Raw genomic sequence first — 25,530 nt, 5'->3', positions numbered from 1 at the left:
GAGTCGTCATCTCTGCGTAAGCGGTACGAGCGCGAAGGGAAAAGGACGCCCGATGGGTGGCCCGAATAGACTTGCCCTCGCGGGAGCGTGTACCCCCCTCACCGTCATCCCCGCGAAGGCGGGAAGCGCTTTTCAACAGCCGAATGGCTGGTCATCCAGTGACTTTGCTCTCGGCTCTCGTCCAGCGTTTCCGCCGGCGTGCCGCCTACGACGCAAAGCTAGTCCCCGTGGGACGCTCGAGTCACTTTTCTTTTGCTGGCCCAAAAGAAAAGTAACCCGAAGAAAACGGCCTCAAGAGCGGGGTACTCGTAGCGTCGTGACTAATACAAGCCTTGGCGCTAACGAAGCTCTGAACTTCACGATCGCCCGACAGGCGGTACGGCTAAACCGCAACGCGCCACAGCGAAGAGGACTTAAAGCGGCCGTTCGCTTCAATGCATGTTCTGGAGTTCGCGCTGCATCACACTTCCCCCTCTCCCCAACGGGGCACGCGGGGAGCGGCCACGGACGGCCGCGGCTTTGAGGAGCGAGGAGAGGGCTGGGGTGAGGGGCCAATCTTGCGACAGCGCTCATCAGGACGGCTCTTTAGCCCCAGGCAATAAGCCCTATTGCCCCGAGCGCCAGCAACAACCCCAACGCATTCACCACACTCAACCGCTCCCGAAACGCGACCGTACCGACCAGCGCACCCAATGCCACCACACCCAGATTCATGCTGGCAAACACCAATGACGGGTGATCGGGCAACGACTGGTGGCCGCGTATGTAGAACACGATGTTGCCGAAGTTGGCCAGGCCTAACAGCAGGCCCGCCACTGCATCGCGCAGGGTGAAGAAGGTGCGGTCATGCCAGCGCCGCCATAGCAGCAGCGCTATCGACACCACCAGCGCCAGTGCAAACGCCGCCTGCAACGATGCGGCAAATGGCGTGCCGGCCTGGGCTACGCGTTTGAACAAAATATCGATGATGCCGAAGCCAGCGAAGACAACCAGGGGCCATAGCCACGGCCGCTCGTTGCTGTCGGCGCCGCGCGGGTCAACGCGCCACACCATGCACAACAGCGCCAGCAGCCCCAATGCCACGCCAGCCCCTTTGAACGCACTCAGGCTTTCACCGAAGAGAATGAACGCGGCGAGCAGGGAAATCAGCAACGATAACCGTTGCGCTGCGTCGGTGCGTACGATGCCGGCGGTGCGTACCGATGCACCAAGCGCCAGGAAGATCAGGGGTAGCAACAATCCAAGGCCGACGAAACCCAGCCAGGGCGCTTGGGCGCTTTGCAGCACGTCCATGGACGGATGAAACACGGCGTAGGTGAGCACGCTGGTCGCAACGTAGTTCCACGCAACGGCCTGTCCGATATCGACGGACAGCCTGCGCGCCAGCTTCAACAGCACCGATACCAGCACGCTGCATGCGACAGCCATCAACACGTAAATCATGAAGCATCCTTATGCAGTGCGGCAGGGCGAGCTCGCGCCCCATGATGACTTGCCGTTTCCATGCCGTGCTCTGGCGGTAGGGCGAGAGTCCAGGGAAACTATGTCGAGTGTGTGAAACGTTCGCGATAACGCGCCGGGCTCAATTGCAGATGGTGCCGAAAATGGTGGCGCAGGGTATCCGCACTGCCGAAACCGCACACCTCCGCAACGCGTTCCACACCCATGTCGCTGCCTTCCAGCAGCTCGCGGGCGCGGCCGAGGCGCTCGCGCGTCAACCATTGCTTGGGTGAACAACCGGTGGCCTCCTCAAACCGCCGCAACAAGGTGCGCTCGCTCATACGGGCACGCTCGGCCAGCTGGGACAACGGCAGTGGCTGGTTAAGGTGTCGGCGCATCCACTCAATCAACTTGCCCAGGGTGGCGCCCTGCTCGGGCAACGGCGACTGGATGAACTGCGCCTGCCCGCCGTCGCGGTGGGCAGGCACTACGGCGCGACGCGCCACGCTGTTGGCGACTTCCGGGCCGTAGTCGCGGCGAATGAGGTGCAACGAAAGATCCAATGCCGCGGCACTGCCAGCCGATGTCAGCAGGTTGCCTTCATCAACGTACAGCACATCGGGCTCGATGCGGATGCGCGGATAGCGTTCCGCCAATGCATCGACGTAACGCCAGTGCGTGGTAGCGCGGCGGCCATCCAGCAGTCCCGCCGCCGCCAGCACGAATACGCCGGAGCAGAACGACAGCAGGCGCGCTCCACGGCCATACGCTCGACGCAGGGCATCCAGAAGGGCATCCGGTGGTTGCGCATCGACGCCTCGCCAACCGGGCACGATCACCGTGCCGGCGTCTTGAAGGCGCTCCAGGCCACCATCAGCCAGCACGCGCATGCCGCCCGCGGCGCGCATCGGCCCATCGTCCACGGCGCACAGGCCAAACTGGTACCAGTCGGCCAGTTCCGGCCGTTGCAGGCCGAACATCTCCACCGCGATACCGAATTCGAACGTGCACAGCCCGTCATACACCAGCACCGCTACCTGGCGGTTGGCGGGCTTGGACGGGCGCCTGGATCGCTTTGGCGGATTTTTCATGGTGAATGGCATTCTTGCCAATGTCGGTGGCGGACGCCAGTGCCGATACTGGCGCCGTCATCCACAACGGAGTCCAACATGAGCAGTGTCGTCCAGCGCTTCCCCGCCGCCGCCAGCACCGATGCCCTTGCGCACTTCCAGGCTCGCCTGGGTTTCGAGACTGACTGCGCGGACATTTTTTACGCGACGAACCACGAGACCAAGGACTTCGTGTTGCTCGACGTGCGCACACCCACGCTCTTTGCCGCTGGCCATGTACCGGGCGCCATCAATCTGCCCACCCGCACGATCAGCGAGCAACGGCTCGCCGATTACCCGGCAGACACCCTATTCGTGGTCTATTGCGCCGGCCCACACTGCAACGGCGCCAACAAGGCTGCAGTGAAGTTGGCGCAGCTCGGCCGCCCGGTGAAGGAGATGATCGGGGGCCTCACCGGCTGGATCGACGAAGGCTTCGGCCTGGAACGCTGACCATCGCCAGCTCGGCGTGAAGAAGAAGGCCAAGTGGCACTGCCTCCTGCCGCTTGAGCTGTCCTGATCTATCATCGCGCCCACCCAAGCCGGAGGCTGCATGCTGGAACTTCGTCCGACCTGCGAGCATTGCAACAAGGCACTGCCGCCCGCCTCGACCGAGGCGATGATCTGTACGTATGAATGCACCTTCTGTCGCGATTGCGTGGCATTGCTGCAGAACGTGTGCCCCAACTGTGGTGGCGGTTTCGCACCGCGGCCGATCCGCCCGGCGCACGCGTGGAAGCAAGGCCTTTCGTTGAGCAGCCACCCCGGGACCCAGCACGTCACGTTCAAGCCAGTAAACCTGGCTGAGCACGCCGCACTTGTGGCACGACTGGAAGGGCTTCCACCGGAACAGCGCTAACTGGTTCATCAAGGCGCCGTCATCACGACGGCGCCTTGACGCGCGCCGTCCTAAAGATGGCGCCTCCCATACCGCTACCGGCCTCAGCGCTCCGAAGCATGGCCACACAAGCTCCACGCCAAACGAGCCGCGAACGACTGCTCCTGCTGGGCGGATCGGCGGCTTTATTCCTGGTGCTTCTTGCCTCGGTTTCCTGTTCGCTGCTGCTGGCGTTGCGCGGTGGTTCCATGGCCTCGATCTGGACCGCCAATGGCATCGCGGCCGGCGTGTTGCTGTCGGTGCCTCGACGCTACTGGCCCACCCTCATCACGGTCACGATTGCGGCCTTGCTGGTCGGGCAGGCGCTCGTGTTCGGAGCACTGTTTGGCAGCCACGTGCTCATGGTGCCGGTGGAGCTGGCGGAGATCCTGGTCGTGGCGGGCATCATCCATCACTACTTTCCGGTCATTACCGGGCAGCAGAGCGGCTACCTCCGGTTCGGCCGCATCGCCATCAGTGCAGCGCTGGCAGGCTGCATCGCGTCCACCTTGCTTGCCGGCGTTGTGCAGAGAACCATTCCGAGCGGCGCCTATCTCGGCACCGCTGATGAGTGGTTCCGCGCCCATCTGCTCGGCATGGTGATCACCGGCATGCTCACGCTGGTGGCGTTTCGCGAACGTGGCCGCATGCTTGGCGTGCGTGGCGAGCGCTGGCACATGCTGCGCGATGTCGTATTGCTGACCGCCATCACCATCGCGGCATTCGCACAAACGCGCTATCCGTTGCTGTTCGTCGTGTTCGCGCCGTTGCTGTACCTGGTATTTCGCTATCGCTTTCCGGGGCTGGTGATCGGCGTGACCCTGATCGCCCTGATAACCAATGTGTGCTCAGCCCTGGGCCAGGGGCCTTTCACGCTTATTCCCACCCAGAACCCAGCAGAGCGTGCATTGATCGCCCAGCTCTATCTGGGCGTGGTGTGCCTGGTCGCGGTACCCGTGGCGTTGGCACTTGCCGACCGGCAACGACTCGCCAGACGCGTCGCCGAGAACGAAAACCTCTATCGACTGCTCGCGGACTATGCGAGCGACATCATTGTGCGCATGGCCAGTGATGGCACCCGACGCTACGTCTCTCCGTCGGTCAAGGAAACACTGGGATGGAGCCCGGAGGAATTCGCCGCCCAAGGCACTGAGCTGATTCACCCGGATGATCGGGAGCACGTCGCGAACGTGGTTGCGCGGCTGCGGGAAACCGGCGAAGCCTCCATGACGCGCTATCGCGTACGCAACCGCGAGGGCGGCTACCTGTGGGTGGAGGCACTCGGCAGGCTGGCACCCAGCCCGGATCACCACGGCGAGACGGAAATTGTCTACTCCGGTCGCGACATAACCGAGAGGGTGCTTGCCGAAGAAGCGCTGGCCGATAGCGAAAAGCGTCTGCGTACGATCGCTGACAACGTGCCGGCCGTGATCGCCCATGTCGACACCGAGCAGCGCTACACCTTCGTCAATGCCTATGCCTCGGAAGTGATTGGCTCCGAGGCGGCATGCAGCATTGGGCGTACCGTCGAGGAGCTGCGAGGTCCCTTGCTCTACGCTTCACTCCGACCCCACATTGAGCAGGCCCTGAGCGGCACCGCCGCCGCCTTCGAGTACGAAGTGCATCGGGGCGACCGCACCCGCTACTTTCAAGCGAACTATGTGCCGGCGATCGCCGCCGATGGAACGTCCACCGGCTTCTATACCCTGACCACCGAGATCACCGCCATCAAGCAGGCGGAACAGCAGCTGGATTTTCTCGCCCACCACGACGCGCTTACCGGCATCGCCAACCGACTTTCATTCCGCGAGGGCATTGGCCTCGCTGTGCAGCATGCGGCTACGACCCATGAGCCATTGCTGCTGATGATGATCGACGTCGACTACTTCAAACACATCAACGACACCTATGGCCATGCTGCGGGTGACATGGCCCTGAGCGAGATTGCCAACCGGCTCAAGGCGAACATCCGCAAGTCCGACCTGCTCGCCCGTGTGGGCGGCGATGAGTTTGTGGTGCTGTGCTACGACATCGATGACATTGCCACCGCCCATCAGCTGGCTCAGAAGATCACGGATGCGATGCTGCTACCAGTATTTATTGGCACCACGGATATCAAAGTGTCACTGAGCATCGGCGCTGCGCTGTGCCGTGATGTCGCCACCGCCGACGCGCTAGCGCAGCGCGCGGACGAGGCGCTCTACCAGGCCAAGGAAGCCGGCCGCGCCTGCTACCGCGTCACCAGCCATGGTGTCTGAACGTTACTCGCGAGCCGCCAGCGCCTTGTTCACACGCAGCGCCACCAGCGTGCACACCACACCCGACAGCAGATAGGCGCTGACTGCCACCAGCCCAAAGCGCGTCGAAAGCCCCAGCGCAACCAGTGGCGCAAAAGCGGCGCCTATCAACCAGGCAAAGTCCGTAGTGAATGCCGCGCCTGCATAGCGCAGCCGCATTTCAAAGTTCGCGGTTACGCTGCCCGCGGCCTGACCGTAAGACAGGCCCAGTCCAGCAAAGCCAAGGATGATGAAAGCGGCCTGGCCGACCCTGCCTCCACCCAGCAACCAGGGCGTGATGAGTGCGAACACGCCGATCAGCGCCGCCATCAAGCCCAAGGTCGTGCGCCGGCCAATGCGGTCCGCCAGCAAACCAGACACGATCATGCCGAGGATGCAGGCGAACGCGCCGATGATCTCGTACACCAACACCTCGGCAACCGAATGTGGAGAGCCCAGCACGATCCACGACAGCGGAAAGATCGTCACCAGATGGAACAGCGCATAGCTGGCCAGCGCGGCGAACGCGCCAATGAAGATGTTGTAGCCCTGGGTGCGCAGCAGCTCGAGGATGCCGATCGGCTCCAGCTCGCGCTCCTCCATCGCCACGGTGTATTCCTCGGTTACCACCAGGCGAAGGCGCGCAAACAGAGCCACCACATTGATAGCGAGCGCGACGAAGAACGGATAGCGCCAGCCCCAATCGATAAAATCTTCCTGATTGAGGTTGGTGTACAGGAACAGAAACAGCGCCGCTGCCACCATGAATCCGATCGGCGCACTCAACTGACCCAGCATCGCGTACCAGCCGCGGCGCTGCGGCGGCGTGTTGAGCGCCAGCAGCGAAGGCAGGCCATCCCAGGAACCACCAAAGGCAATGCCCTGCAGGATGCGGAACAGCACCAGCAGCCCAATCGACCACGTGCCGGCATCCACATAGCTGGGCAGGAAGGCCATGCCCGCCGTGGAGGTCCCGAGCAAAAACAGTGCAATGGTGAGCTTGGTGCCGCGACTCCAGCGCCGCTGGAAGCTCATGAACAGGGCGGTGCCAAACGGGCGCGCGATGAAGGCCAGTGAAAAGATCGTGAAAGAGTAAAGAATGCCATTCAGCAGGCTGGCAAACGGAAACACTTCGGAAGGAAACACCAGCACGCACGAGATGCCGAACACGAAAAAGTCGAAGTATTCGGACATGCGGCCGATGATGACGCCGATGGCGATCTCGCCCGGCGCCACTTTCGCACGGGCATGCAGGCGGCTGATGTGCTCCGGTGTGGTGTTCGTCGCGTCACCACGCTCAGGGTAGGTGCTTGACATAGCCGTTACTCGGAAAGAGGGAGGATGTGCCAGCCGCGCGCCGAACGGCGGAACGTTTTCCATCACACAAAGCGTCGTCGGACACGTCTATGAAGGGTTTCCGCGGACTGCTCATCACAGCCACCGGCCTGCTCGCAGGCTGCCAGACCGTGCTCATGGCGCCTTCGGGCGACCTGGCGCTGCAACAGCGCAACCTCATCATTACATCGACGGTGCTCATGCTGCTCATCATCGTTCCGGTGATCGCGCTGACACTGTTGTTCGCCTGGCACTACCGCGCATCCAACAAGAAAGCCACTTACGATCCCGACTGGGATCATTCCACCGTGCTGGAACTGCTGATCTGGTCCGCTCCGCTGCTGATCATCATCGCACTCGGCGCCGTCACCTGGGTGAGCACGCACAAGCTCGACCCCTATCGCCCACTCGATCGCCTTGCCGTCAATCGTCCGGTGCCCGCTGATGCAAAGCCGCTGACGGTCAACGTGGTGGCGCTCGACTGGAAGTGGTTGTTCATATACCCCGAGCAAGGCATTGCCACCGTGAACGAAATGGCCGCTCCGGTGGATCGGCCCATACGTTTCAAGATTACGGCCACCTCGGTGATGAATTCGTTCTTCATCCCCGCGCTGGCTGGGCAGATCTATGCGATGCCCGGCATGGAAACCCAACTGCAGGCGGTGATCAACGCGCCCGGTGAGTACCGGGGCTTTTCTGCCAACTACAGCGGCAACGGTTTCTCCGGCATGCACTTCCAGTTCCATGGCGTGAGCGAGGACGCGTTCGCGCAATGGGTGCAGAAAGCCAAGGCCAGTGGCAGCGACCTCAGCCGTGATGCCTATGTGAAGCTGGCACAGCCCAGTGAGAACGTGCCGGTGACTTACTTCGCCACGGTGGAACCCGGGCTATATCGCGCCATCCTTACGCGTTGCGTCGACCCGGAAAGCCGTTCATGCATGACGCGCGTGGATCTGAGTCCACATGAATCCAGCAACATGCCTATGAGCAACGGCCAGGCAGGCGTGGCCGATATGTCCAAACCGCAACCCCACTCCGATTGATCTCACACTCCGGTGGTGTCCACGATGCTCGCTCATCCTGACCTTACCAAGCTGATCTTCGGACGCCTGACCCTTGAGTCGCTGCCACTGCATGTGCCCATCGTGCTGGGAACATTCGCCGTGGTGGTTATGGGCGCACTGGTCCTGCTTGGCGCCATCACCTATTTCAAACTTTGGGGCTATCTGTGGCGCGAATGGTTCACCAGCATCGACCATAAAAAGATCGGGATCATGTACATGATCCTTGGCTTCGTGATGCTGCTACGCGGATTTGCCGATGCCCTGATGATGCGTGGCCAGCAGGCAATCGCCTTCGGTGACAACCTCGGTTACTTGCCACCGGAGCACTACGACCAGATTTTTACCGCGCATGGCGTGATCATGATTTTCTTCGTCGCGATGCCGATGGTGACGGGCATGATGAATTTCGTGATGCCGCTGCAGATTGGCGCACGTGACGTCGCATTTCCCTTCCTCAACAACTTCAGCTTCTGGATGACCGTCGCCGGCGCCATGCTAGTGATGGCGTCGCTATTTATCGGCGAGTTCGCTCGCACCGGTTGGCTGGCCTATCCGCCGCTGTCCGATATCGTCTCCAGCCCCGATGCCGGCGTGGACTACTACATCTGGGCATTGCAAATTGCAGGCGTCGGCACCCTCTTATCGGGCATCAATCTACTGGTGACCATCGTCAAGATGCGGGCACCCGGCATGACCCTGATGAAGATGCCGGTGTTCACCTGGACAGCGCTGTGCACCAACGTGCTGATCGTCGCGGCGTTTCCTGTGCTTACCGCGGTACTCGCGCTGTTGGCACTGGACCGCTATGTGGGCACCAACTTCTTCACGACCGAGCTTGGCGGCAACGCCATGATGTACGTGAACCTTATCTGGATCTGGGGCCACCCCGAGGTTTACATCCTGGTGCTGCCGGCCTTTGGCATCTTCTCCGAGGTCACCGCCACGTTTAGCCGCAAGCCATTATTCGGCTACACCTCGATGGTGTACGCCACGGTGGTGATTACCGTGCTGTCCTACCTGGTGTGGCTGCACCACTTTTTCACCATGGGGTCCGGCGCGAGCGTCAACTCGTTCTTCGGCATCACCACCATGATCATCTCGATCCCCACGGGTGCGAAGATCTTCAACTGGCTGTTCACCATGTATCGCGGCCGGGTGGCGTTTGAAGTGCCGATGCTGTGGACGGTGGCGTTCATGATCACCTTTGTCATCGGCGGCATGACGGGTGTGCTGCTGGCGGTTCCACCCGCAGATTTCTCACTTCACAACAGCCTGTTCTTGATCGCGCATTTCCACAACGTGATCATTGGTGGCGTGCTGTTCGGCCTGTTCGCCGGCATCACCTACTGGTTTCCGAAGGCATTCGGTTTCAAGCTCGATCCGTTCTGGGGCAAGTGCTCGTTTTGGTTCTGGGTAGTGGGCTTCTATTTCGCCTTTATGCCGCTGTACATGCTGGGCCTGATGGGCGTGACGCGTCGTCTGAGTCACTTCGATGATCCGTCGCTGCAAATCTGGTTCCAGCTGGCCGCATTTGGTGCTGTGCTGATACTGCTCGGTATTGGCTGCATGATCCTGCAGTTCGTGGTGAGCTTCCGCCGTCGCGAGGCGCTACGCGATGTGACCGGCGATCCGTGGGACGGGCGCACGCTGGAATGGTCCACCTCTTCGCCACCGCCACCGTACAACTTTGCTTTCACGCCGCGCGTGCACGACCACGACGCGTGGTGGATGATGAAAAAGCATCACTATCAGCGGCCGCTGAGTGGTTTCCTGCCCATCCACATGCCGCACAACACGGGCGCGGGCATCATCATGGCCGGCCTGAGCTTCGTCTTCGGCTTCGCCATGATCTGGTACATGTGGCTGCTCGCCGCCGTGTCGTTTGCAGCGCTGCTGCTGGTGGCGATCGTGCACACTTTCGATTATCACCGTGATTACTACATTCCGGCTGACGAAGTGAATCGCGTCGAGACATCCCGCACGGAGCTGATGGCCCGCCATGTCTGATATCGCTGCCACTTTCCCTGCCAACGACGGCCCCTCGCAGGCACTGGTGTTTTACGAGGCCGAAGCTCAGCACCCGGAGAACGGCACGCTGCTGGGCTTCTGGATTTACCTCATGAGCGACTGCCTGGTGTTCGCCTGCCTGTTCGCGGCCTATGGCGTGCTTGGGCGTGAGTTCGCGGGTGGGCCGACCGCGAGGGAAGTGCTCGAGCTCCCCACCGTGGCCCTCAACACCACGCTACTGCTGCTCTCCTCGATCACGTATGGCTTTGCCGTGCTGGAGATGCAGCGCGACCGGCGCAACCCCATGCTGCTGTGGCTGGCTATCACCGGTTTGCTGGGCGCCGGCTTCCTCACCATCGAATTGCGAGAGTTTGCCCACCTCATCTCGATCGGCGCGGGGCCGCAGCGCAGTGCGTTCCTGTCGTCGTTCTTCACCCTGGTGGGCACGCATGGTCTGCATGTGACCTGCGGCATCCTCTGGATGATCGTGCTGATCATCCAGGTACTTAAGAAGGGACTGATTACCGCCAACAAGCGCAGACTGCTGTGCCTGTCGATGTTCTGGCACTTTCTCGACGTGGTGTGGGTGGGCGTGTTCAGCTTCGTCTATCTGATGGGAGTGCTGCCATGAGCGCGCACGACGACCTGGCGCATGGCGGCGGTCCGCATGGCCACGACGATCATGGCCACGAAGACCTGGGCATCCATGCCACCCTCAAGGGCTACCTCACCGGCTTTGTGCTGGCCTCTATCCTCACCATCATTCCGTTCTGGATCGTGATGAGTGGTGGCCTAGCCAAGCCCAGTACCACGGCGGTGGTAGTGCTGGGTCTCGCTGCGGTGCAGATCGTGGTGCACATGATCTACTTCCTGCACATGAACGCGAAGTCCGAGGGCGGCTGGAACATGCTGGCGCTGGTGTTTACCATCGTACTGGTGGTTATCACGCTGAGCGGGTCGATATGGATCATGTATCACCTCAACAGCAACATGATGCCGACCATGATGGATCCGTCGAACTTGCCTTGACGGTCTGCTCGCGACCCCAAACGTGTGTCCCCGATGAAAGCAGTAGATGAAACTGGCCGCCAGCCGCGCGGCCCCGTGGCGTTGACCTTGCTGACGCTGTTTGGCGTGCTGCTGTTTGCCGGTTTTGTGGCGCTGGGTACGTGGCAGGTCTACAGGCTGGCGTGGAAGCGCGACCTGATCGCACGCGTTGACGCACGCGTACATGCTCCGCCTGTGCAAGCGCCTGGGCCGGCGCAATGGAGCGGCGTCGACGCACCGTCGGCGGAGTATCGGCATGTGCAATTGCACGGCACCTTCCTGCATGACCGCCAGACGCTGGTGTGGACTGCCACGGATCTTGGCAGCGGCTACTGGGTGATGACGCCGCTGCAGCAGGACGACGGCTCGGTGGTGCTGGTGAATCGCGGCTTCGCACCCGCCGACTGGTGCGGCGCCAAAGGCGCGTGCGCGCCAGGCCCCACTGGCGAGACGACGTTGACCGGCCTGCTGCGCATGAGCGAGCCCTCGGGCGTCATCCGGCACAACGATCCCTCCCGCAACAGCTGGTACACGCGCGACGTGTCCGCGATGGCCAACGCCCGTGGCCTGAAAGACGTGGCGCCCTACTTCGTCGACGCGGACGCTGCACCGGGTACGCTCGACGCTGGCAAACCGGCATGGCCGCAAGGCGGCCTCACGGTGATCGCATTTGCCAACAACCACCTGAGCTATCTGATCACATGGTATGCATTGGCGCTGATGGTGCTGGGTGCGGGCATCTACGTGGCCCGCGACGAGTATCGCCTGCGCCGCAAAATGTAGGAGCGCGCTTGCGCGCGACCGCAACGTTTAGTCGTCAGCGCTACGCCGGTCGCGCCCAAGGGCGCTCCTACAACAACTCCGCATTACATGTGCAGGAACGACTTGCCCTGCTTGAGCACGGTGTCGCACACCTTGGTGGTGAGCTGGGACTTCAGGTCGCTGGAGCCACCACCGAGCGAGTTGAGGTCCATGTGCTCGCCGTTGCTTCCCTGCAGGATGCCCTTGGCTCCACTGAGGTAAGCCGGGTCGCTGGTGGGATTGCCCGAGCTTGCCGTGCTGCCGGACGACTTCGACTTGCCGCTGCCAGTCAGCTCGCCGAGCATATTGCTCATGCTGGAACCGTGGCTGGTGGCGGCGCTGGTCGGCGCGGCGGAGCCGCCCCCGAGCTTGCTCATCAGCTGGCTCTGGATACCCGAGGCCCCTGAATTGCCGCCGAGGTAGTTGTTTTTCACGCAGTACTCGAGCAGGCCAGCCACATTGCCCATGCTGCCCGATGTCATGGAAGCGCCGCCGGGAATCATGCTGCCGAGCTTGCCCAGGTCCTGTGCACCACTGGTGCCGCAGGCGAGGCTGAGAGCGATGGCCATGCAGGCCGTACCGATGCTGCCGATGCGCTTGTTCATAGGTGTCCCTCCATCTAAGAGCCTGTCTACGATCTTCCTCGTAGTCCGCGCATTGAATACTCCAAATCGTTACGGTTGCGTCATCGAGCCAGGGGTGGTGTACGTTTGCGGTTCAGCTACGCGCCATCGCGGCGTGCCCGATCATCCACCCGACCCATGGAAGCTGTTCGATGAAACGATATGTGGCCCTCGCCGTCCTGGCGACCTTGCTGTCCGGCTGCGCGAGCTCCGGAAGTCTGCGCAACACAAAACCCACCGCCGTCTACGAAGGGCGCGGCAGCGTTGCCAACATTGCCTCCTGCGTAACGGACGCCTGGGCCACCAAGCCCGTGCAGCTCGAGCAGTACGTGCTGTATACCGGCACCACGATCGAGATTCATAAGACCGAGAAAGGCCCGACCGTGGCGCTGGTCGACATCAAGCCGGTCAGCGATCGCACCGTGGCTACCTATTACTCGAACTTTGACGAGGACGACACCTGGTACTTCAGGCAAGTCGAACAGTGCGTGGAGATCTCACCACCCGCGGAGTGACCAGGCGGCGGCTGGTGGCATAACCAGCCGCCTTTCCTGTCAGCCGTCCCGGTGAGAACCGGCATCGTGCGATGAAAATAACCAGGCGACGATCAGCGCAACGCCGCCGCTTCGCGCGCCAACTGTTCGATGCCAGCCCAGTCGCCGTTGCGCAGCTTGTCGGCAGGGGTGAGCCACGAGCCGCCCACGCACACCACGTTGGGCAGCGAGAGAAAATCCGGTGCCGTGGCCAGCGTGATCCCGCCTGTGGGGCAGAACTTCATTTGCGGCAACGGGCTAGCCCAGGCGCCGATCAGCTTGTGGCCACCGGCAGGCACCGCAGGGAAAAACTTCACGTGGTGGTACCCGCGCTCCAGCAGGGTCATCACCTCGCTCGCTGTGGCCGTGCCCGGCAGCAGCGGCAGATCGATGTCGTCAGCCGCATCCAGCAACCCAGGCGATACACCCGGTGATACCGCGAAACGCGCACCCGCCTTGTGAGCTGCACGCAGATCCTTCGCGGAGAGCACCGTGCCGACGCCGACCACGGCGCCTTCCACATCCTCCGCGATGGCCCTGATGGCATCGAGTGCGGCAGGTGTACGCAACGTCACCTCGATTGCCGGAGTGCCGCCGGCCACCAGCGCGCGGGCCATCGGTACCGCAGCGCGGGCGTCCTCGATGATCACCACCGGCACCACCGGCGCCAGGCGCAGGGTGGTTTCAATCAGCTTCTGCTTCTGTTCGATGCTCATGGTGTTCCGTCAACGTTGAAGGTAGAGAACTCGCTCAGAACACGCCCGCGCCGAGGTCGGCGGAGTTGGCGGTGTTGCGGAACAAGCCGAACAGTTCGCGACCCATGCCGAACTGATGGGACGAAAGATCCGCCGTGGCGGGCACACGCGCCGCAAACTCGCCGGCTTCCACCAGCACGTCCAGTCGACCATGCACTGCATCCAGACGCACCATGTCACCATCACGGATGCGCGAGATGGCGCCATTGTCCTGCGCCTCCGGTGTCACGTGGATCGCTGCCGGCACCCGACCGGACGCGCCGGACATACGACCATCGGTGACCAGCGCGATGCGATGGCCGCGATCCTGCAACACCGACAAGGTTGGGGTGAGCTTGTGCAGTTCCGGCATGCCAATGGCCTGCGGACCCTGGAAACGCACCACCGCAATGAAATCGCGGTTGAGTTCGCCGCGCTCGAACGCCTTGCGCACATCATCCTGATCATGGAACACGATGGCCGGCGCTTCGATCACGAGACGATCATCCGGCACCGACGACACCTTGATCACCGCACGCCCCAGATTGCCGCTGAGCATGCGCAGGCCACCATCGGCGCGGAACGGCTCGGCCACACCGCGCAGCACGCCGCGATTGCCGCTTTCCTTCGACACCGGCTTCCACACCAGCGCACCGCTCGCATCCAATTGCGGTACCTGCGTATAGCCATCCATACCGGTGCCAAACACGGTGCGCACGTCGGCATGCAGCAGCCCCTGACTCAACAGCTGGTCGATCAGGAAACCCATGCCACCCGCTTCATGGAACTGGTTCACGTCTGCGTAGCCATTGGGATACACGCGCGCCAGCAGCGGAATCACCGACGACAGCGCGTCGAAATCATCCCAGCGCAGCTCGATGCCAGCGGCGCGCGCAATGGCCACCAAATGCAAGAGGTGATTGGTGGAGCCGCCGGTGGCATGCAAGCCGATCACGCCGTTGACGATGGCGCGTTCGTCGATGATGTGGCCCAGCGGAAGGTGCGCGCTGCCCGGCGCACTCAGTTCAGCCACACGATGCACCGCCTCGCGCGTCAGCGCATCGCGCAGCGCCGTATCCGGTGCGACGAAGCTCGCGCCTGGCAAATGCAGGCCCATGATCTCCATCAGCATCTGATTGGAGTTGGCCGTACCGTAGAACGTGCAGGTGCCCGGCGCGTGATACGACGCGGCCTCGGCTTCCAGCAGCTCCGCCTTGGTGGCCTTGCCCTCGGCATAGGCCTGGCGAACCTTGGACTTCTGTTCGTTGCTGATACCGCTGGGCATCGGGCCGCTGGGCACGAACAAACCCGGCAGATGACCGAAGCTCAGTGCACCGATAAGCAGACCCGGCACGATCTTGTCGCAGATGCCCAGGTAGAGCGCGCCATCGAACATGTCGTGCGACAGCGACACCGCCGTGGCCATCGCAATCACGTCGCGCGAGAACAGCGACAGCTCCATGCCGGCGCGGCCCTGCGTAATGCCATCGCACATCGCCGGCACACCGCCGGCCATCTGCGCGGTGATGCCGGCCTCGCGCGCCACATTGCGGATCAGTTCGGGATAACGCTCATACGGCTGATGTGCCGAGAGCATGTCGTTATAGGCGTTGATGATGCCCAGGTTGGGCGCATGCCCTTCGCGAAGGCGCTGCTTGTCGGTGCTGCCACAGGCGGCAAAACCGTGCGCGAGGTTGCCGCAGGAGAGCCGCTCACGATGCACACCTTTGCCGCTTGCAGCATCAATGCGCCGCAAATAGTTGGTACGCGATTCGTGACTGCGTTCGCGCAGGCGCTCGGTGACTTCGGCAACGACGGGGTGAAGCACGCTCATGTTCGAAACTCCGGAGATTCAGGCGGCGCGCTAGCGAGCGCGCCCTTTAAGCAGGCGATGCCGGCGACTTACGGGCACCAATAGACAGCGACCGGTACGCGCGACTGTGTGAGCACAGCGCGCACCGGGAAACCTGCCGCCTCGCCAAGACCCAGGCGCGCATCGGCCAGCAACTGGCGCTTCGCGTCGCCCTCGATGTGAAGAAACAAGGCGCATGTATCGAGCAGCGCCGACAAAGTAAACGTAATCCGCGGCTCACCCGCGCCGGACGCACGCATCGGCAACACGCGCGCCGTATTGGCCAGGTCCAACGCCTCCGGCAGACGGTCGCCACCAGGGAAGAACGAGGCCGTGTGACCGTCGTTGCCCATGCCAAGCACCACCGCATCGAACGGCAACGGCAACGCCGCCATGCGTGCACGCACCGCGGCCAAGCCGGCTTCGGGCGTCGCAGCATCGGCGTACAGCGGCACGAACCGCGCCGTTGACGCCTCGTGCTGCAACAGCAGTGCTTTCAGCATGCCCGCATTGGAGCGTTCATGGCTTTCCGGCACCCAGCGTTCATCCACCAGGGTGATTTGCACGTTCGACCAATCAAGCTTCTCGCGCGAAAGCCGTTCGAAGAAATGGCGAGGCGTGCTACCACCAGATACGGCCAACAGCGCCGCACCACGTTGGGCGATACCTTCGCGCAATCGCTCCGCCACACGTTCGGACATCGCCGCAGCGAGCGCCTGGCAGTCGGTGAAGCTGTGCGTGGTGACGTTCAGAGTCTCAGGCATGGTCTGACAAGGGCAGGGCGAGGCGGACAACACACGCATCGACGGAAGACGAGTTTAGGTGTGGCTTCGCGATGCACAGGTGAAACGACCGTGCATCGCTTGGCGTGGCGGCGATGAACCGTTTACTCACGGTCCTCATACCAATTGCGGCCATCGCGCTCGATCAACGCCACCGCCGCGCTTGGCCCCCAGGTACCCGAGGTGTACTGGCGCGGCGACTCACCACTGTTGGCCCAGGCGGCGAGGATGGGGTCGGCCCAGCGCCATGCAGCTTCCACTTCGTCGCGGCGCATGAACAGCGTGGGATTACCGCGCACCACATCCAGCAACAGGCGCTCATACGCATCGGGCTGCTGTACGCCGAAGGCCTCGGCGAAACTCATGTCCAGCGATACGTAGCGCAAGCGCAGGCCACCCGGCCCCGGATGCTTGATGGTGACCCACAGCTTGATGTTTTCGTCCGGCTGCAGGCGCAACACCAGACGGTTCTGCGCAAGCGCACCCGCCGATGCATCGAAGATGGAGTGCGGCACTTCCTTGAACACCACCACGATCTCAGACACGCGTTCCGGCAGACGCTTGCCCGTGCGCAGATAGAACGGCACACCAGCCCAGCGCCAGTTGGCGATCTCCGCCTTCAGCGCCACAAAGGTTTCGGTGTCGGACTTGTGATCCTTCAACTCGTCCAGATAACCCGGCACGCCCTGGCCTTCGGCCGCACCGGCACGGTACTGGCCGCGCACGGTGAGCTGCGCCGCGTTATTGCCATCGATGGGCTTGAGCGAACGCAGCACCTTGAGCTTCTCATCGCGCACCGCGTCGGGCGCAAGCGACGAAGGCGGCTCCATCGCCACCATGCAAAGCAGCTGCAGAATATGGTTCTGCACCATGTCGCGCAGGGCGCCTGCATGGTCGTAGTACGCCACGCGCTGGCCCACGCCCAGCGTTTCGGCCACGGTGATCTGCACGTGGTCAATATGCTCGGCGTTCCATAGCGGCTCGAACAACGCATTACCGAAGCGCAAGGCCAGCAGGTTTTGCACCGTTTCCTTGCCGAGGTAATGATCGATGCGGAAGGTCTGCGATTCCTCGAACACACGACCCACCGCATCGTTGATCTGGTTGGCGCTGGCCAGATCGCGGCCGATCGGCTTCTCCAGCACCACGCGAGCCTGACCCTTGTTGAGGCCGTAGGCGCCGAGGCGATTGCAGATGTCGACAAACAGCTCGGGCGAGGTGGAGAGATAGAACACGCGCACGTGATCGGGCTGCTCGCCGATGAAAGCCGCAAACGCATCCCAGCCCTCGTCCTTGCGTGCGTCGAGCGAGCGGTAGCTGACCTGACGCAGGAACACGTCCACCTTGGCGGTATCTGCACCGCTTTCCAACAAGGCCTTGCGGATGATGGTGCGGTAGCCGTCGTCGTTCAGGCCTTCGCGCGCTACGCCGATGATGCGACTGGATTCGGGAATCTGCCCGTCCCCATAACGGTGATACATCGCGGGCAGCAGCTTGCGTACGGCGAGATCGCCGGTTCCGCCAAAAATCACCAGGTCAAAAGGGTCGACCGGCTGGGGAGAAGCAGTCACTTCAGTCACCTCGAGGCGATGCGGGGGAGCGGTACGTGGCATGCATACCACGTGCAATGCCTGTCGATCGTACCAGTGACATACCAGACAACACCAGTTTCTTGTGCGTCAGCTACGAGGCCGCTTCAGGTAATGGTTTCAAGATAAAACTGGTGCTATCGAGAATCCGCGTGGGAAAGCCTTGCGGAGCAACTGGTCTGGTTATTGGTATGGTTTTGAGAGGAGTTACCCCGGAAGCGTGCCGACCTGGAGCCACCGGCAGATTTCATCCGCCGCCCTGCACCGCGGGTGACTCCACGCCCCCAACACTTGGTACCTCGATGACGAAATGGCCGTCGTTGCCACCATTCGGCATCCACTCTTAGCCGCGTGGATGACATGCGCCGCCCGCATTCTTCGCTGTTGATTTCAACATCTCACCGACATTTCTCGATGACGCGACCGCAGTGCGCCGATAACGCTTTGCATTCATGCAGCGATTTGTGGTCGATGCGCTTTTTTTCATGAAAGGGATAACGCTGATTCCACATCCAACATGTCAAGAATCGCGTGGGCGAAGCTCTTTTTCGCGATTCGCGTGATCAGGGTCACTTTCCGCATCATTGGCGCAGAGTGTTTTTCAGAAGATTCCTATATTTCACTCCGTACTCGTGTCCTAGCATCTGGCGACTCAACTTCTCTCGGGAAGTTGCGGTGATAGGTAAGCGCGACAGTTATTCGTAGCTGCCACACACGGAAGTGATCGTGGTCGCTCTACATGTCTTTTGGGCGCAATAACCCCCTCTCGCGCGCCAAATAACTCAACACAACGAAGCAAATGACTGAGCTAGACGTCCAGTCACTGCCGTTGCGCGCCTTGCTGTCACTCCGTCGGCTTTGTCACTGGTCCGGACGACGGTGATGAAGGCATTCGCCGGAGCGCGAATGTCAGTAACACCAACCCTTATCTCAAGGAATGTTCACTATGAAGCACATCAAGCTCGCCTCCGCGATCGCATTCATCATGGGCACCGCTGCCACCGCAGCGTTCGCTGCTCCTGCAGGCAACGGCGGCACGATCACCTTCACCGGCCAGATCAACGACACCACCTGTACCGTTTCCGGCGGCACCGGCACCAACAATGGCACCGGCAACTTCATCGTTGCACTGGAACCGGCTGACGCCAGCCAGCTCGCTACGGCAGGTACCACGGCCAACCAGAAGCAGTTCGACGTGATCATCGGCGGTCCGGATCAGCCGACCTGCACGGACGGCAAGGTCGCCAAAATGTCTTACCTGATCTCCAGCCCGCAGATCGACGGCGGCACCGGCGCTCTCAAGAACGCGCTGGCGGGCCAAGCCACCAATGTGCAGATCCAGCTGTCTGACAGCAACAACGCAGCGATCAACCTGTCCAACCCGGGCCAGAGCTGGTCGACCACCATCGGCGCCGTCACGCCGAACACCGGCAAGCTGACGTTCTTCGCGCAGTACCTGGCTGTCAACGGCGCCGCAACGCCGGGCCAGGTCAGCACCAGCGTCGTGTACTCGGTGGCCTACAACTAATCCGCCCGCGGATCAGTAACGCATCGGCGGTCGCGAGACCGTCGATGTCCCCAGCTTTTTGAGGTGATGTATGACCAACGTATTGCGCTACGCCATGGTGGGCTTGATTGCGATGGCAGGGATCTGCGCCGGCCGCAGCGAAGCCAGCGTGGTGATCGGCGGCACGCGCGTGGTGTATCCCTCGCAGGAGAAAGAAGTCACTGTGAAGCTCACTAACGACAGCGACCGTCCCGCTCTCGTACAAGTGTGGCTCGACGCAGGTGACGAGCGCTCAACGCCCGATACGGCCAAGGTGCCGTTCACCGTGGCTCCGCCCATTTTTCGCATGGAACCAGGCAAGGGCCAGGCATTGCGCGTGATGTACACCAAGGAACCCTTGCCGACGGACAAGGAATCCCTGTTCTGGATCAACGTACTCGAAGTGCCGCCGAAGGCAGAGAACACGGATGGCAAGAATCTTCTGCAGTTCGCTTTCCGTACACGCATCAAGATGCTGTTTCGGCCGGCCGAACTGACCGGCGACGTTTCGACTGCGCCGGACAAACTCCGTTGGAAGCTGATCCCGGGAGAAGCCGGTAAAGGCTTAGCTCTGCAAGTGAGCAACCCGGCGCCCTATTACGTGAATTTTGCACGCGTGGCCATCCAGGCAGGCGGGCACGACAAGGGTAACCAGGGTGGCGGCATGGTGGCCCCTGGCGGCAGCTCGACGTTTCCACTGAAGGACATCGAAAGCCGCCCAAGTGGCGACGTAACAGCAGCGTTCTCCGTTATCAGTGATTACGGCGCCGTCAAGGAAATGACCGCGCCCCTGTCGCCCTGAACATCGCCCATCGTCAATCGTTCGCTGCGCACCTCAGAGGTGAGGCGCCTGATGCCGTGTTGTTTGCTCACAGGAGATGTACCACATGGACCGCCGAGTCACCGGATCACAAGCAAGCCGCGTGGCGCGGTCAGCATTGCGCCTGGCCGTATTGCCGATCGCGGTACTTGGCGGCCTGGCGCAACCGGCGCATGCCTTAGCCGCGGCACCCGCTTCACCCGCCGCACCCAGCGGCGCATCGTCGAGTTTCGACGAGGCTTTTTTCCCGAGCGGCATGGCACCCAAGGTCGACCTTTCCCGTTTTGAAAAGAGCGGTTACATCGCCCCAGGCACGTATCGCGGCGACGTGACATTGAATGGCGAATGGAGGGCACGCGCCGATATCGTTTTTGCGTCCTCTCCCGGCCAAGGCGATCCCCAGCCATGCTTCACCGCAGAGGCGCTGTCCCGTTACGGTGTGGATTGGCGCAAAGTGGCCGCTGACACGCAGCATCCCACGCTGAAGCCGAAACCCGGCGAGCAGTTCTGCGGCCCACTTGGCGACTACATCCCCGGCGCCACGACCAATTTTGATGCCGGCTCGCAGGAGCTGGCTCTGTCTGTGCCGCAGATCTACACCAACCAATCCGCCCGAGGTTACGTTGACCCCTCCCAGTGGGATGCCGGCATCAACGCGGCCACGCTCAACTACAACGCGAATATCTATCGCAGCGAACACAACGGCCAGGAACAGACATCAGGCTATCTGGGCATCAATGCCGCGATCAGCCTCGGCTCATGGCATCTGGCCCAGCTGGGCTCGCTGAGTTGGTCCCATCCCGGCAGATCGCATTATCAGAACACCGCCACCTATCTGCGCCACGACATTCCTTCGTGGCGCGCTCAGCTCACTGTGGGTGACACCTATACGTCGGGTTACATGTTCGACAGCGTCCGCGTGAGAGGCGTCAACCTGTCCAGCGACGACCGCATGTTGCCCCAATCCATGCGGGGCTACGCCCCCATCGTTCGCGGCGTGGCGGAAACCAATGCCAAGGTCACCATTCGCCAGCGCGGCTACATCATCTATGAAACCAGCGTCGCGCCGGGCCCATTCTCCATTGACGATCTTTTTCCCACCGGGTACGGCGGCGACCTCGATGTGCAAGTCACCGAGGCCGATGGGCGCGTCAAGACATTCGCCGTACCGTTCTCTTCGGTGGCGCAGCTGCTTCGTCCTGGTCAGAGCCAGTGGAGCATCGTCGCTGGCAAGGTCAACCAACAAAACCTGCTGGATGAACCCGGCATGGTGCAACTCACTTACCAGCATGGTCTCAGCAATCGCGTCACCGGGTACACCGGTGCGCTTATCGCGACGGGATACGAGTCCATGTTGTTTGGTGCCGCGCTCAACACCGATGCGGGCGCGTTCTCAACGGATGTAACACTGGCGCGTACCCACATACCGCGCCAACCGACCACGGATGGTGCGAGCTTTCGCCTTGGATACAACAAGAACATCGTTGAGACGGGCAGCAACTTCGCCGTTGCGGCCTACCGCTATTCCACACCTGGCTACATGGGCCTGAATGATGTCGTCATCATGCGCGATATCGCGGCGCGGGGTTATGTCAACCATCTCGCCCAGCGCCAGCGTAGTCGCCTCGACCTGAGCGTCAATCAGAATCTCGGCGATCGCTTCGGCTATCTCTACGTCGCCGGCTCAGCGCGCTACTACTGGAACAGCGCCGGGCGCCAGGTCGATTTTTCGGGCGGCTACGGCAACCGCTGGCGCTCCATCAGCTACAGCCTGTCTGTGCAACGCACGCGCGACAGCGTGCAAGCGGTGACGTCGCCCTACCTCTACCATGGCATTCCCGGCGAACCGAGCGGCTACACCGCGGCCATCATGCCCACGCGCCGGGATACCAGCGTTTTCTTGAACATCAGCATGCCGCTGGGACAGTCGGCGCATGCGCCATCGCTCAGCACCTTGTTCAACCACTCCGACACCAGCGGCGATGCGGCCACGGTATCTGTGAGCGGTACGGCAGGTGCCAACAACCGCTTCAGTTACGGCGCTGCGGTAAGTCATTCCAACGGCAGCAACACCTACAACCTCAATGGCCAGTACAACGGCAGCAAGGGCAACGTGGCTGGCGGATACAGCAAGGGCAGCGGCTACCAGCAATGGAGCGCCGGCGCCACGGGTGGCGTTGTGGTGCACGCAGGTGGCATCACCTTCTCGCCGTTGCTCGGCGATACCGTCGGCCTGGTCTACGCGCCCGACGCGGCGGGCGCTCGCATTGCCAACGGGCAGGGTGCCACCGTGAACTCGCGGGGCTATGCCGTCACGCCTTATCTCGCTCCTTACGAACTCAACACCGTCACGCTTGATCCCAAGGGTACTGACGTTGGAGTTGAGTTCAAGGAAATCACGCAAACCGTGGCGCCCCGGGCTAACTCTGTGGTGCTGCTGCGTTATGAGACCACCAGTGGCCGCGCACTGATGGTGGAGACATCGCTTCCTGATGGGCGTCCCGTGCCATTCGGCGCGGATGTGTTCGACGACAAGGGCAACAAGGTGGGTGTCGCTGGTCAGGCGAGCCGCCTGGTTGTCAGCGATATGCCTGACTCCGGCCTGCTCACAGTGAGCTGGGGCGAAGACGCGGGTGAAAGTTGCCACATCCATCTGAAGCTCCCCGCGCAAGACAACGCTCATCGCAACGAGATGCAATGGGCGCAGGGCGTATGCGAATTCGGGCCATCCGGCGTCGGACGAGTACCAGAAACAGTCAGGCCAGCCGAAGACAAGCCAGTCGCCTTCCTATCGGGAGGCATGCAGCCCCACCGTATCAGTGATCTGCCAGGCAGGTATCGGCTTCGCGGGCACGCCGGGAAAGTTCCCGCCAACACCACCATGGCCGCGTCACAGAGCGCAGCACACCAAGCGTGAATGCCTCAGCGGAAACGTAAGGAAGGAAAAGGTTCTCTCGATGATCATCAGCCAGCTCTTTAGCCAGAATCACGCTTGCAGAAGCCGGAAGCTCTTGCTGATTTTGTTGCTTCTTGTCTGCCCGACATTGACCTGGGCGCAGACGAACTACTGTCGTCATCTTCAGCCCACCGGGGACACAGACTACTATGTGCACGCCCCGAGTCCTCTGTCAGTACCGGCCAATGCGACGGTTGGCACCGTACTAGCGCAGTATGACTCGGGTAACGGCTCCAGCTATTGGGGCTGTCAGTCCTACACCACGCCCATCCAGTCGGGTGTTGGCATCAAACCGCTGAGCGGCACCTACGTCAATACCTACACCATCGCAGGCAGGCAAGTACCGGTGTACAGCACCAACGTGCCCGGCGTCGGCTACGCACTCGATTTCATGCTGAACAACTCTGGCTGTGGCGGCCGTGTCAACACGCCCATGCACATTGTTCCCAACGATTACAGCTGGACGGCTTGCACAACCGTCGGCTATGTCGGCGTTTTGGGGGCATATACAACGTTCTACCTGATAAAGACCGGGCCCATTACCCCGGGCACGATACCGGCCACGCGCCTGGGAAAGGCAGCGCCCTATGACAACGGCGTGGTCTATCAAACGGTAGGCGTGTTCTACCTCGTTCTGAACATCCCTGTAGAGATCATCGATGAAGTGAATACGTGTGTGTACACCATGCCTGACATGGATCTTGGTACCTATACCGCGTCGTCATTCACCACACCGGGAAAGACCACACCGTGGTCGAATCCCATCGTCATGCGCGTATCGTCTTGCCCGTCCTCGGTTCAGGACATCTACCTGAAATTCACCGGCGCGCCTGACCCGGACAACAGCAACTACTTCAAGACCATCAGCCAGTCGGGCAACGTGACGAATCTCGCTATCGAGCTTGGCACCTCCTATAGCGCCACCGTTCCGCCAAACACCACGCTGAAGTGGTCGCGCCCCATCCTGGGCGACAGTTACGCCGTGCAGGCGCGCTTTGTGCAAACCCAGCCCAATGTCACGCCGGGTGCGGTCAGGACGCCCATCACGGTCCTCATTTCCTACAACTGAGCATCGCCCGATGAAACGGAATTCTCTCTGCCGTCTGTTCGCCGTCATGCTGCTTGTTGCCGCACCGCTTTCCCATGCGCAATCGGTGACCTTCTACCTTACCGGCAACATCACCCAGGGCACCTGCAGCTTCACGATTCCCGACCGCGACCTCGGTACTTACGCAGCATCGTCGTTTACGGGCAGCACCACGACGGCCTGGTCCAATCCCATTGCCATCCAGGCGGTGAGTTGTACGTCTGATATTCAGAACATCCGCATGACATTCAGCGGCACACCAGATGCCATCAACAGCAACTACTTTGCGCCAATGAGTACATCGGGGAATGTCACGGGCGTGGCTATCCAGCTGGCCTCGCTCTATGAAGCCCCGATCACGCCAGGTGGTTCGCTGAACTGGTCGCTTGGCGCAGTTGGCACCACGTACACCATCAAAGCCCGGTTTGTTCAGACCCAGCCCAGCGTGACGCCAGGTGTGGTGAGTACTCCTATCACCGTCCAGTTCACCTACTACTGATCACCAGCCATCAAGGGACGTGCATTCGATGAAACGCCGCGGCTCACCGCTGTTTGCGCTGCTTGCGCTTGCCGTCATCAGTAACGGTGCACATGCGCAGTCAACGACATTCCATCTGTCAGGCACCATTACGCCAAGCACCTGCCAGTGGTCCGTTGCATCCGATGCGGACCGCACAGTGGCGCTGGATCCGATCCAGGCTTCCGCGTTGCCGGCGAGCGGCGCGACAGGATTCAAGACGTTCAGCCTGACGCTCAATCAATGCAGCCCAGGTCTGACTAGCGCGGAGTTCGCCTTTAGTGGCACCTCTGATCCACGCGACCCCTTGCGGTACCAAAGCTCCGGCACGGCGACGGGCGTGGCGATCGAGTTGCAGTCGGCTGACGGAGCGACCATAGGTGCAAACGGGACCAACAACACGCGCACCACGCCCATCACGGCCGACCAGACCTCGCTCGACTTACGCGCTGGCTACTGGCGATTGAGTGGGGCAGCGGTCAGCGCCGGCACGGTGAAGTCGGTGGCAACCGTGACGATCAGCTACCACTGAAAT

23 protein-coding genes are annotated in these 25,530 nt (G+C 61.7%); 15 read left to right on the top strand and 8 right to left on the bottom strand.

Annotated features, from left to right (window positions below):
- Nucleotides 1–585: 585 nt before the first annotated feature.
- Together AC0GUR_RS15680 and ftrA are read right to left on the bottom strand one after the other, a co-directional pair.
- Nucleotides 586–1,443, bottom strand: coding sequence for an EamA/RhaT family transporter (locus AC0GUR_RS15680; protein WP_472878434.1), 858 nt, complete (start codon nucleotides 1,441–1,443; stop codon nucleotides 586–588).
- A gap of 98 nt (nucleotides 1,444–1,541) precedes the next feature.
- Nucleotides 1,542–2,531 (bottom strand): transcriptional regulator FtrA, encoded by a 990-nt coding sequence (ftrA, locus tag AC0GUR_RS15675; protein WP_472878433.1) that lies wholly within the window; start codon nucleotides 2,529–2,531, stop codon nucleotides 1,542–1,544.
- A gap of 78 nt (nucleotides 2,532–2,609) precedes the next feature.
- On the opposite strand from ftrA, the gene AC0GUR_RS15670 reads away from it, so the two are divergent.
- From AC0GUR_RS15670 to AC0GUR_RS15660, 3 genes are all read left to right on the top strand, one after another.
- A complete protein-coding gene (locus AC0GUR_RS15670) occupies nucleotides 2,610–3,002 on the top strand; it encodes a rhodanese-like domain-containing protein (protein WP_472878432.1) in 393 nt (130 codons plus the stop codon).
- A gap of 100 nt (nucleotides 3,003–3,102) precedes the next feature.
- On the top strand, nucleotides 3,103–3,408 hold the full coding sequence (locus AC0GUR_RS15665) for a DUF1272 domain-containing protein (RefSeq protein ID WP_472878431.1): 306 nt from the start codon (nucleotides 3,103–3,105) through the stop codon (nucleotides 3,406–3,408).
- Nucleotides 3,409–3,506: 98 nt separating this feature from the next.
- Nucleotides 3,507–5,684 carry a sensor domain-containing diguanylate cyclase gene (locus tag AC0GUR_RS15660; protein WP_472878430.1) on the top strand — a complete coding sequence of 726 codons (2,178 nt, stop codon included), beginning with the start codon at nucleotides 3,507–3,509 and terminating at the stop codon, nucleotides 5,682–5,684.
- A 3-nt stretch (nucleotides 5,685–5,687) separates the two neighbouring features.
- Here the strand turns inward: AC0GUR_RS15660 and AC0GUR_RS15655 are convergent, their stop codons facing one another.
- The gene (locus AC0GUR_RS15655) at nucleotides 5,688–7,019 is read right to left on the bottom strand and encodes an MFS transporter (RefSeq protein ID WP_472878429.1); all 1,332 of its coding nucleotides are present in this window, start codon (nucleotides 7,017–7,019) and stop codon (nucleotides 5,688–5,690) included.
- A gap of 89 nt (nucleotides 7,020–7,108) precedes the next feature.
- On the opposite strand from AC0GUR_RS15655, the gene cyoA reads away from it, so the two are divergent.
- Genes cyoA through AC0GUR_RS15630 form a run of 5 tightly spaced genes read left to right on the top strand, consistent with a single transcriptional unit; the run spans nucleotide 7,109 to nucleotide 11,938 of the window.
- Nucleotides 7,109–8,080 (top strand): ubiquinol oxidase subunit II, encoded by a 972-nt coding sequence (cyoA, locus tag AC0GUR_RS15650; RefSeq protein ID WP_472878428.1) that lies wholly within the window; start codon nucleotides 7,109–7,111, stop codon nucleotides 8,078–8,080.
- Between the two features lie 54 nt (nucleotides 8,081–8,134).
- Complete coding sequence (gene cyoB, locus AC0GUR_RS15645) at nucleotides 8,135–10,108, top strand: cytochrome o ubiquinol oxidase subunit I (RefSeq protein WP_472878535.1); 1,974 nt, start codon at nucleotides 8,135–8,137, stop codon at nucleotides 10,106–10,108.
- A complete protein-coding gene (cyoC, locus tag AC0GUR_RS15640) occupies nucleotides 10,101–10,739 on the top strand; it encodes a cytochrome o ubiquinol oxidase subunit III (RefSeq protein WP_472878427.1) in 639 nt (212 codons plus the stop codon). The genes cyoB and cyoC overlap by 8 nt, the downstream gene beginning before the upstream one ends.
- The gene (gene cyoD, locus AC0GUR_RS15635; RefSeq protein WP_472878426.1) at nucleotides 10,736–11,137 is read left to right on the top strand and encodes a cytochrome o ubiquinol oxidase subunit IV; all 402 of its coding nucleotides are present in this window, start codon (nucleotides 10,736–10,738) and stop codon (nucleotides 11,135–11,137) included. The genes cyoC and cyoD overlap by 4 nt, the downstream gene beginning before the upstream one ends.
- Before the next feature lie 33 nt (nucleotides 11,138–11,170).
- Nucleotides 11,171–11,938, top strand: a complete 768-nt coding sequence (locus AC0GUR_RS15630) for an SURF1 family protein (protein ID WP_472878425.1) — start codon at nucleotides 11,171–11,173, stop codon at nucleotides 11,936–11,938.
- Nucleotides 11,939–12,021: 83 nt separating this feature from the next.
- Here AC0GUR_RS15630 and AC0GUR_RS15625 read toward each other — a convergent pair whose 3' ends face one another.
- The gene (locus AC0GUR_RS15625; protein ID WP_472878424.1) at nucleotides 12,022–12,561 is read right to left on the bottom strand and encodes a DUF2501 domain-containing protein; all 540 of its coding nucleotides are present in this window, start codon (nucleotides 12,559–12,561) and stop codon (nucleotides 12,022–12,024) included.
- A 170-nt stretch (nucleotides 12,562–12,731) separates the two neighbouring features.
- Between AC0GUR_RS15625 and AC0GUR_RS15620 the strand changes: the two genes are divergently transcribed.
- Nucleotides 12,732–13,094, top strand: a complete 363-nt coding sequence (locus AC0GUR_RS15620) for a hypothetical protein (protein ID WP_472878423.1) — start codon at nucleotides 12,732–12,734, stop codon at nucleotides 13,092–13,094.
- A 92-nt stretch (nucleotides 13,095–13,186) separates the two neighbouring features.
- On the opposite strand, the gene eda is transcribed toward AC0GUR_RS15620, so the two are convergent.
- The 4 genes from eda to zwf all read right to left on the bottom strand — a co-directional run bounded on the left by eda (nucleotide 13,187) and on the right by zwf (nucleotide 18,051).
- Nucleotides 13,187–13,828 carry a bifunctional 4-hydroxy-2-oxoglutarate aldolase/2-dehydro-3-deoxy-phosphogluconate aldolase gene (gene eda, locus AC0GUR_RS15615; protein ID WP_472878422.1) on the bottom strand — a complete coding sequence of 214 codons (642 nt, stop codon included), beginning with the start codon at nucleotides 13,826–13,828 and terminating at the stop codon, nucleotides 13,187–13,189.
- A 34-nt stretch (nucleotides 13,829–13,862) separates the two neighbouring features.
- Nucleotides 13,863–15,680, bottom strand: a complete 1,818-nt coding sequence (gene edd, locus AC0GUR_RS15610) for a phosphogluconate dehydratase (RefSeq protein ID WP_472878421.1) — start codon at nucleotides 15,678–15,680, stop codon at nucleotides 13,863–13,865.
- 68 nt (nucleotides 15,681–15,748) lie between these two features.
- On the bottom strand, nucleotides 15,749–16,462 hold the full coding sequence (gene pgl / locus AC0GUR_RS15605) for a 6-phosphogluconolactonase (RefSeq protein WP_472878420.1): 714 nt from the start codon (nucleotides 16,460–16,462) through the stop codon (nucleotides 15,749–15,751).
- A gap of 122 nt (nucleotides 16,463–16,584) precedes the next feature.
- Nucleotides 16,585–18,051 (bottom strand): glucose-6-phosphate dehydrogenase, encoded by a 1,467-nt coding sequence (gene zwf / locus AC0GUR_RS15600; RefSeq protein WP_472878419.1) that lies wholly within the window; start codon nucleotides 18,049–18,051, stop codon nucleotides 16,585–16,587.
- A gap of 964 nt (nucleotides 18,052–19,015) precedes the next feature.
- On the opposite strand from zwf, the gene AC0GUR_RS15595 reads away from it, so the two are divergent.
- From AC0GUR_RS15595 to AC0GUR_RS15570, 6 genes are all read left to right on the top strand, one after another.
- The gene (locus tag AC0GUR_RS15595; RefSeq protein ID WP_472878418.1) at nucleotides 19,016–19,597 is read left to right on the top strand and encodes a fimbrial protein; all 582 of its coding nucleotides are present in this window, start codon (nucleotides 19,016–19,018) and stop codon (nucleotides 19,595–19,597) included.
- A 70-nt stretch (nucleotides 19,598–19,667) separates the two neighbouring features.
- Nucleotides 19,668–20,417, top strand: coding sequence for a fimbrial biogenesis chaperone (locus AC0GUR_RS15590; protein WP_472878417.1), 750 nt, complete (start codon nucleotides 19,668–19,670; stop codon nucleotides 20,415–20,417).
- A gap of 85 nt (nucleotides 20,418–20,502) precedes the next feature.
- Nucleotides 20,503–23,352 (top strand): fimbria/pilus outer membrane usher protein, encoded by a 2,850-nt coding sequence (locus AC0GUR_RS15585; protein ID WP_472878416.1) that lies wholly within the window; start codon nucleotides 20,503–20,505, stop codon nucleotides 23,350–23,352.
- A gap of 190 nt (nucleotides 23,353–23,542) precedes the next feature.
- Nucleotides 23,543–24,460, top strand: coding sequence for a fimbrial protein (locus AC0GUR_RS15580; protein WP_472878415.1), 918 nt, complete (start codon nucleotides 23,543–23,545; stop codon nucleotides 24,458–24,460).
- Nucleotides 24,461–24,470: 10 nt separating this feature from the next.
- The gene (locus tag AC0GUR_RS15575; protein ID WP_472878414.1) at nucleotides 24,471–24,977 is read left to right on the top strand and encodes a fimbrial protein; all 507 of its coding nucleotides are present in this window, start codon (nucleotides 24,471–24,473) and stop codon (nucleotides 24,975–24,977) included.
- Between the two features lie 28 nt (nucleotides 24,978–25,005).
- The gene (locus AC0GUR_RS15570; RefSeq protein WP_472878413.1) at nucleotides 25,006–25,527 is read left to right on the top strand and encodes a fimbrial protein; all 522 of its coding nucleotides are present in this window, start codon (nucleotides 25,006–25,008) and stop codon (nucleotides 25,525–25,527) included.
- Nucleotides 25,528–25,530 lie beyond the last annotated feature (3 nt).

Source organism: Dyella sp. PARNA 12/25, from assembly GCF_055702865.1.
This window is presented reverse-complemented; position numbering and strand designations above follow the sequence as displayed.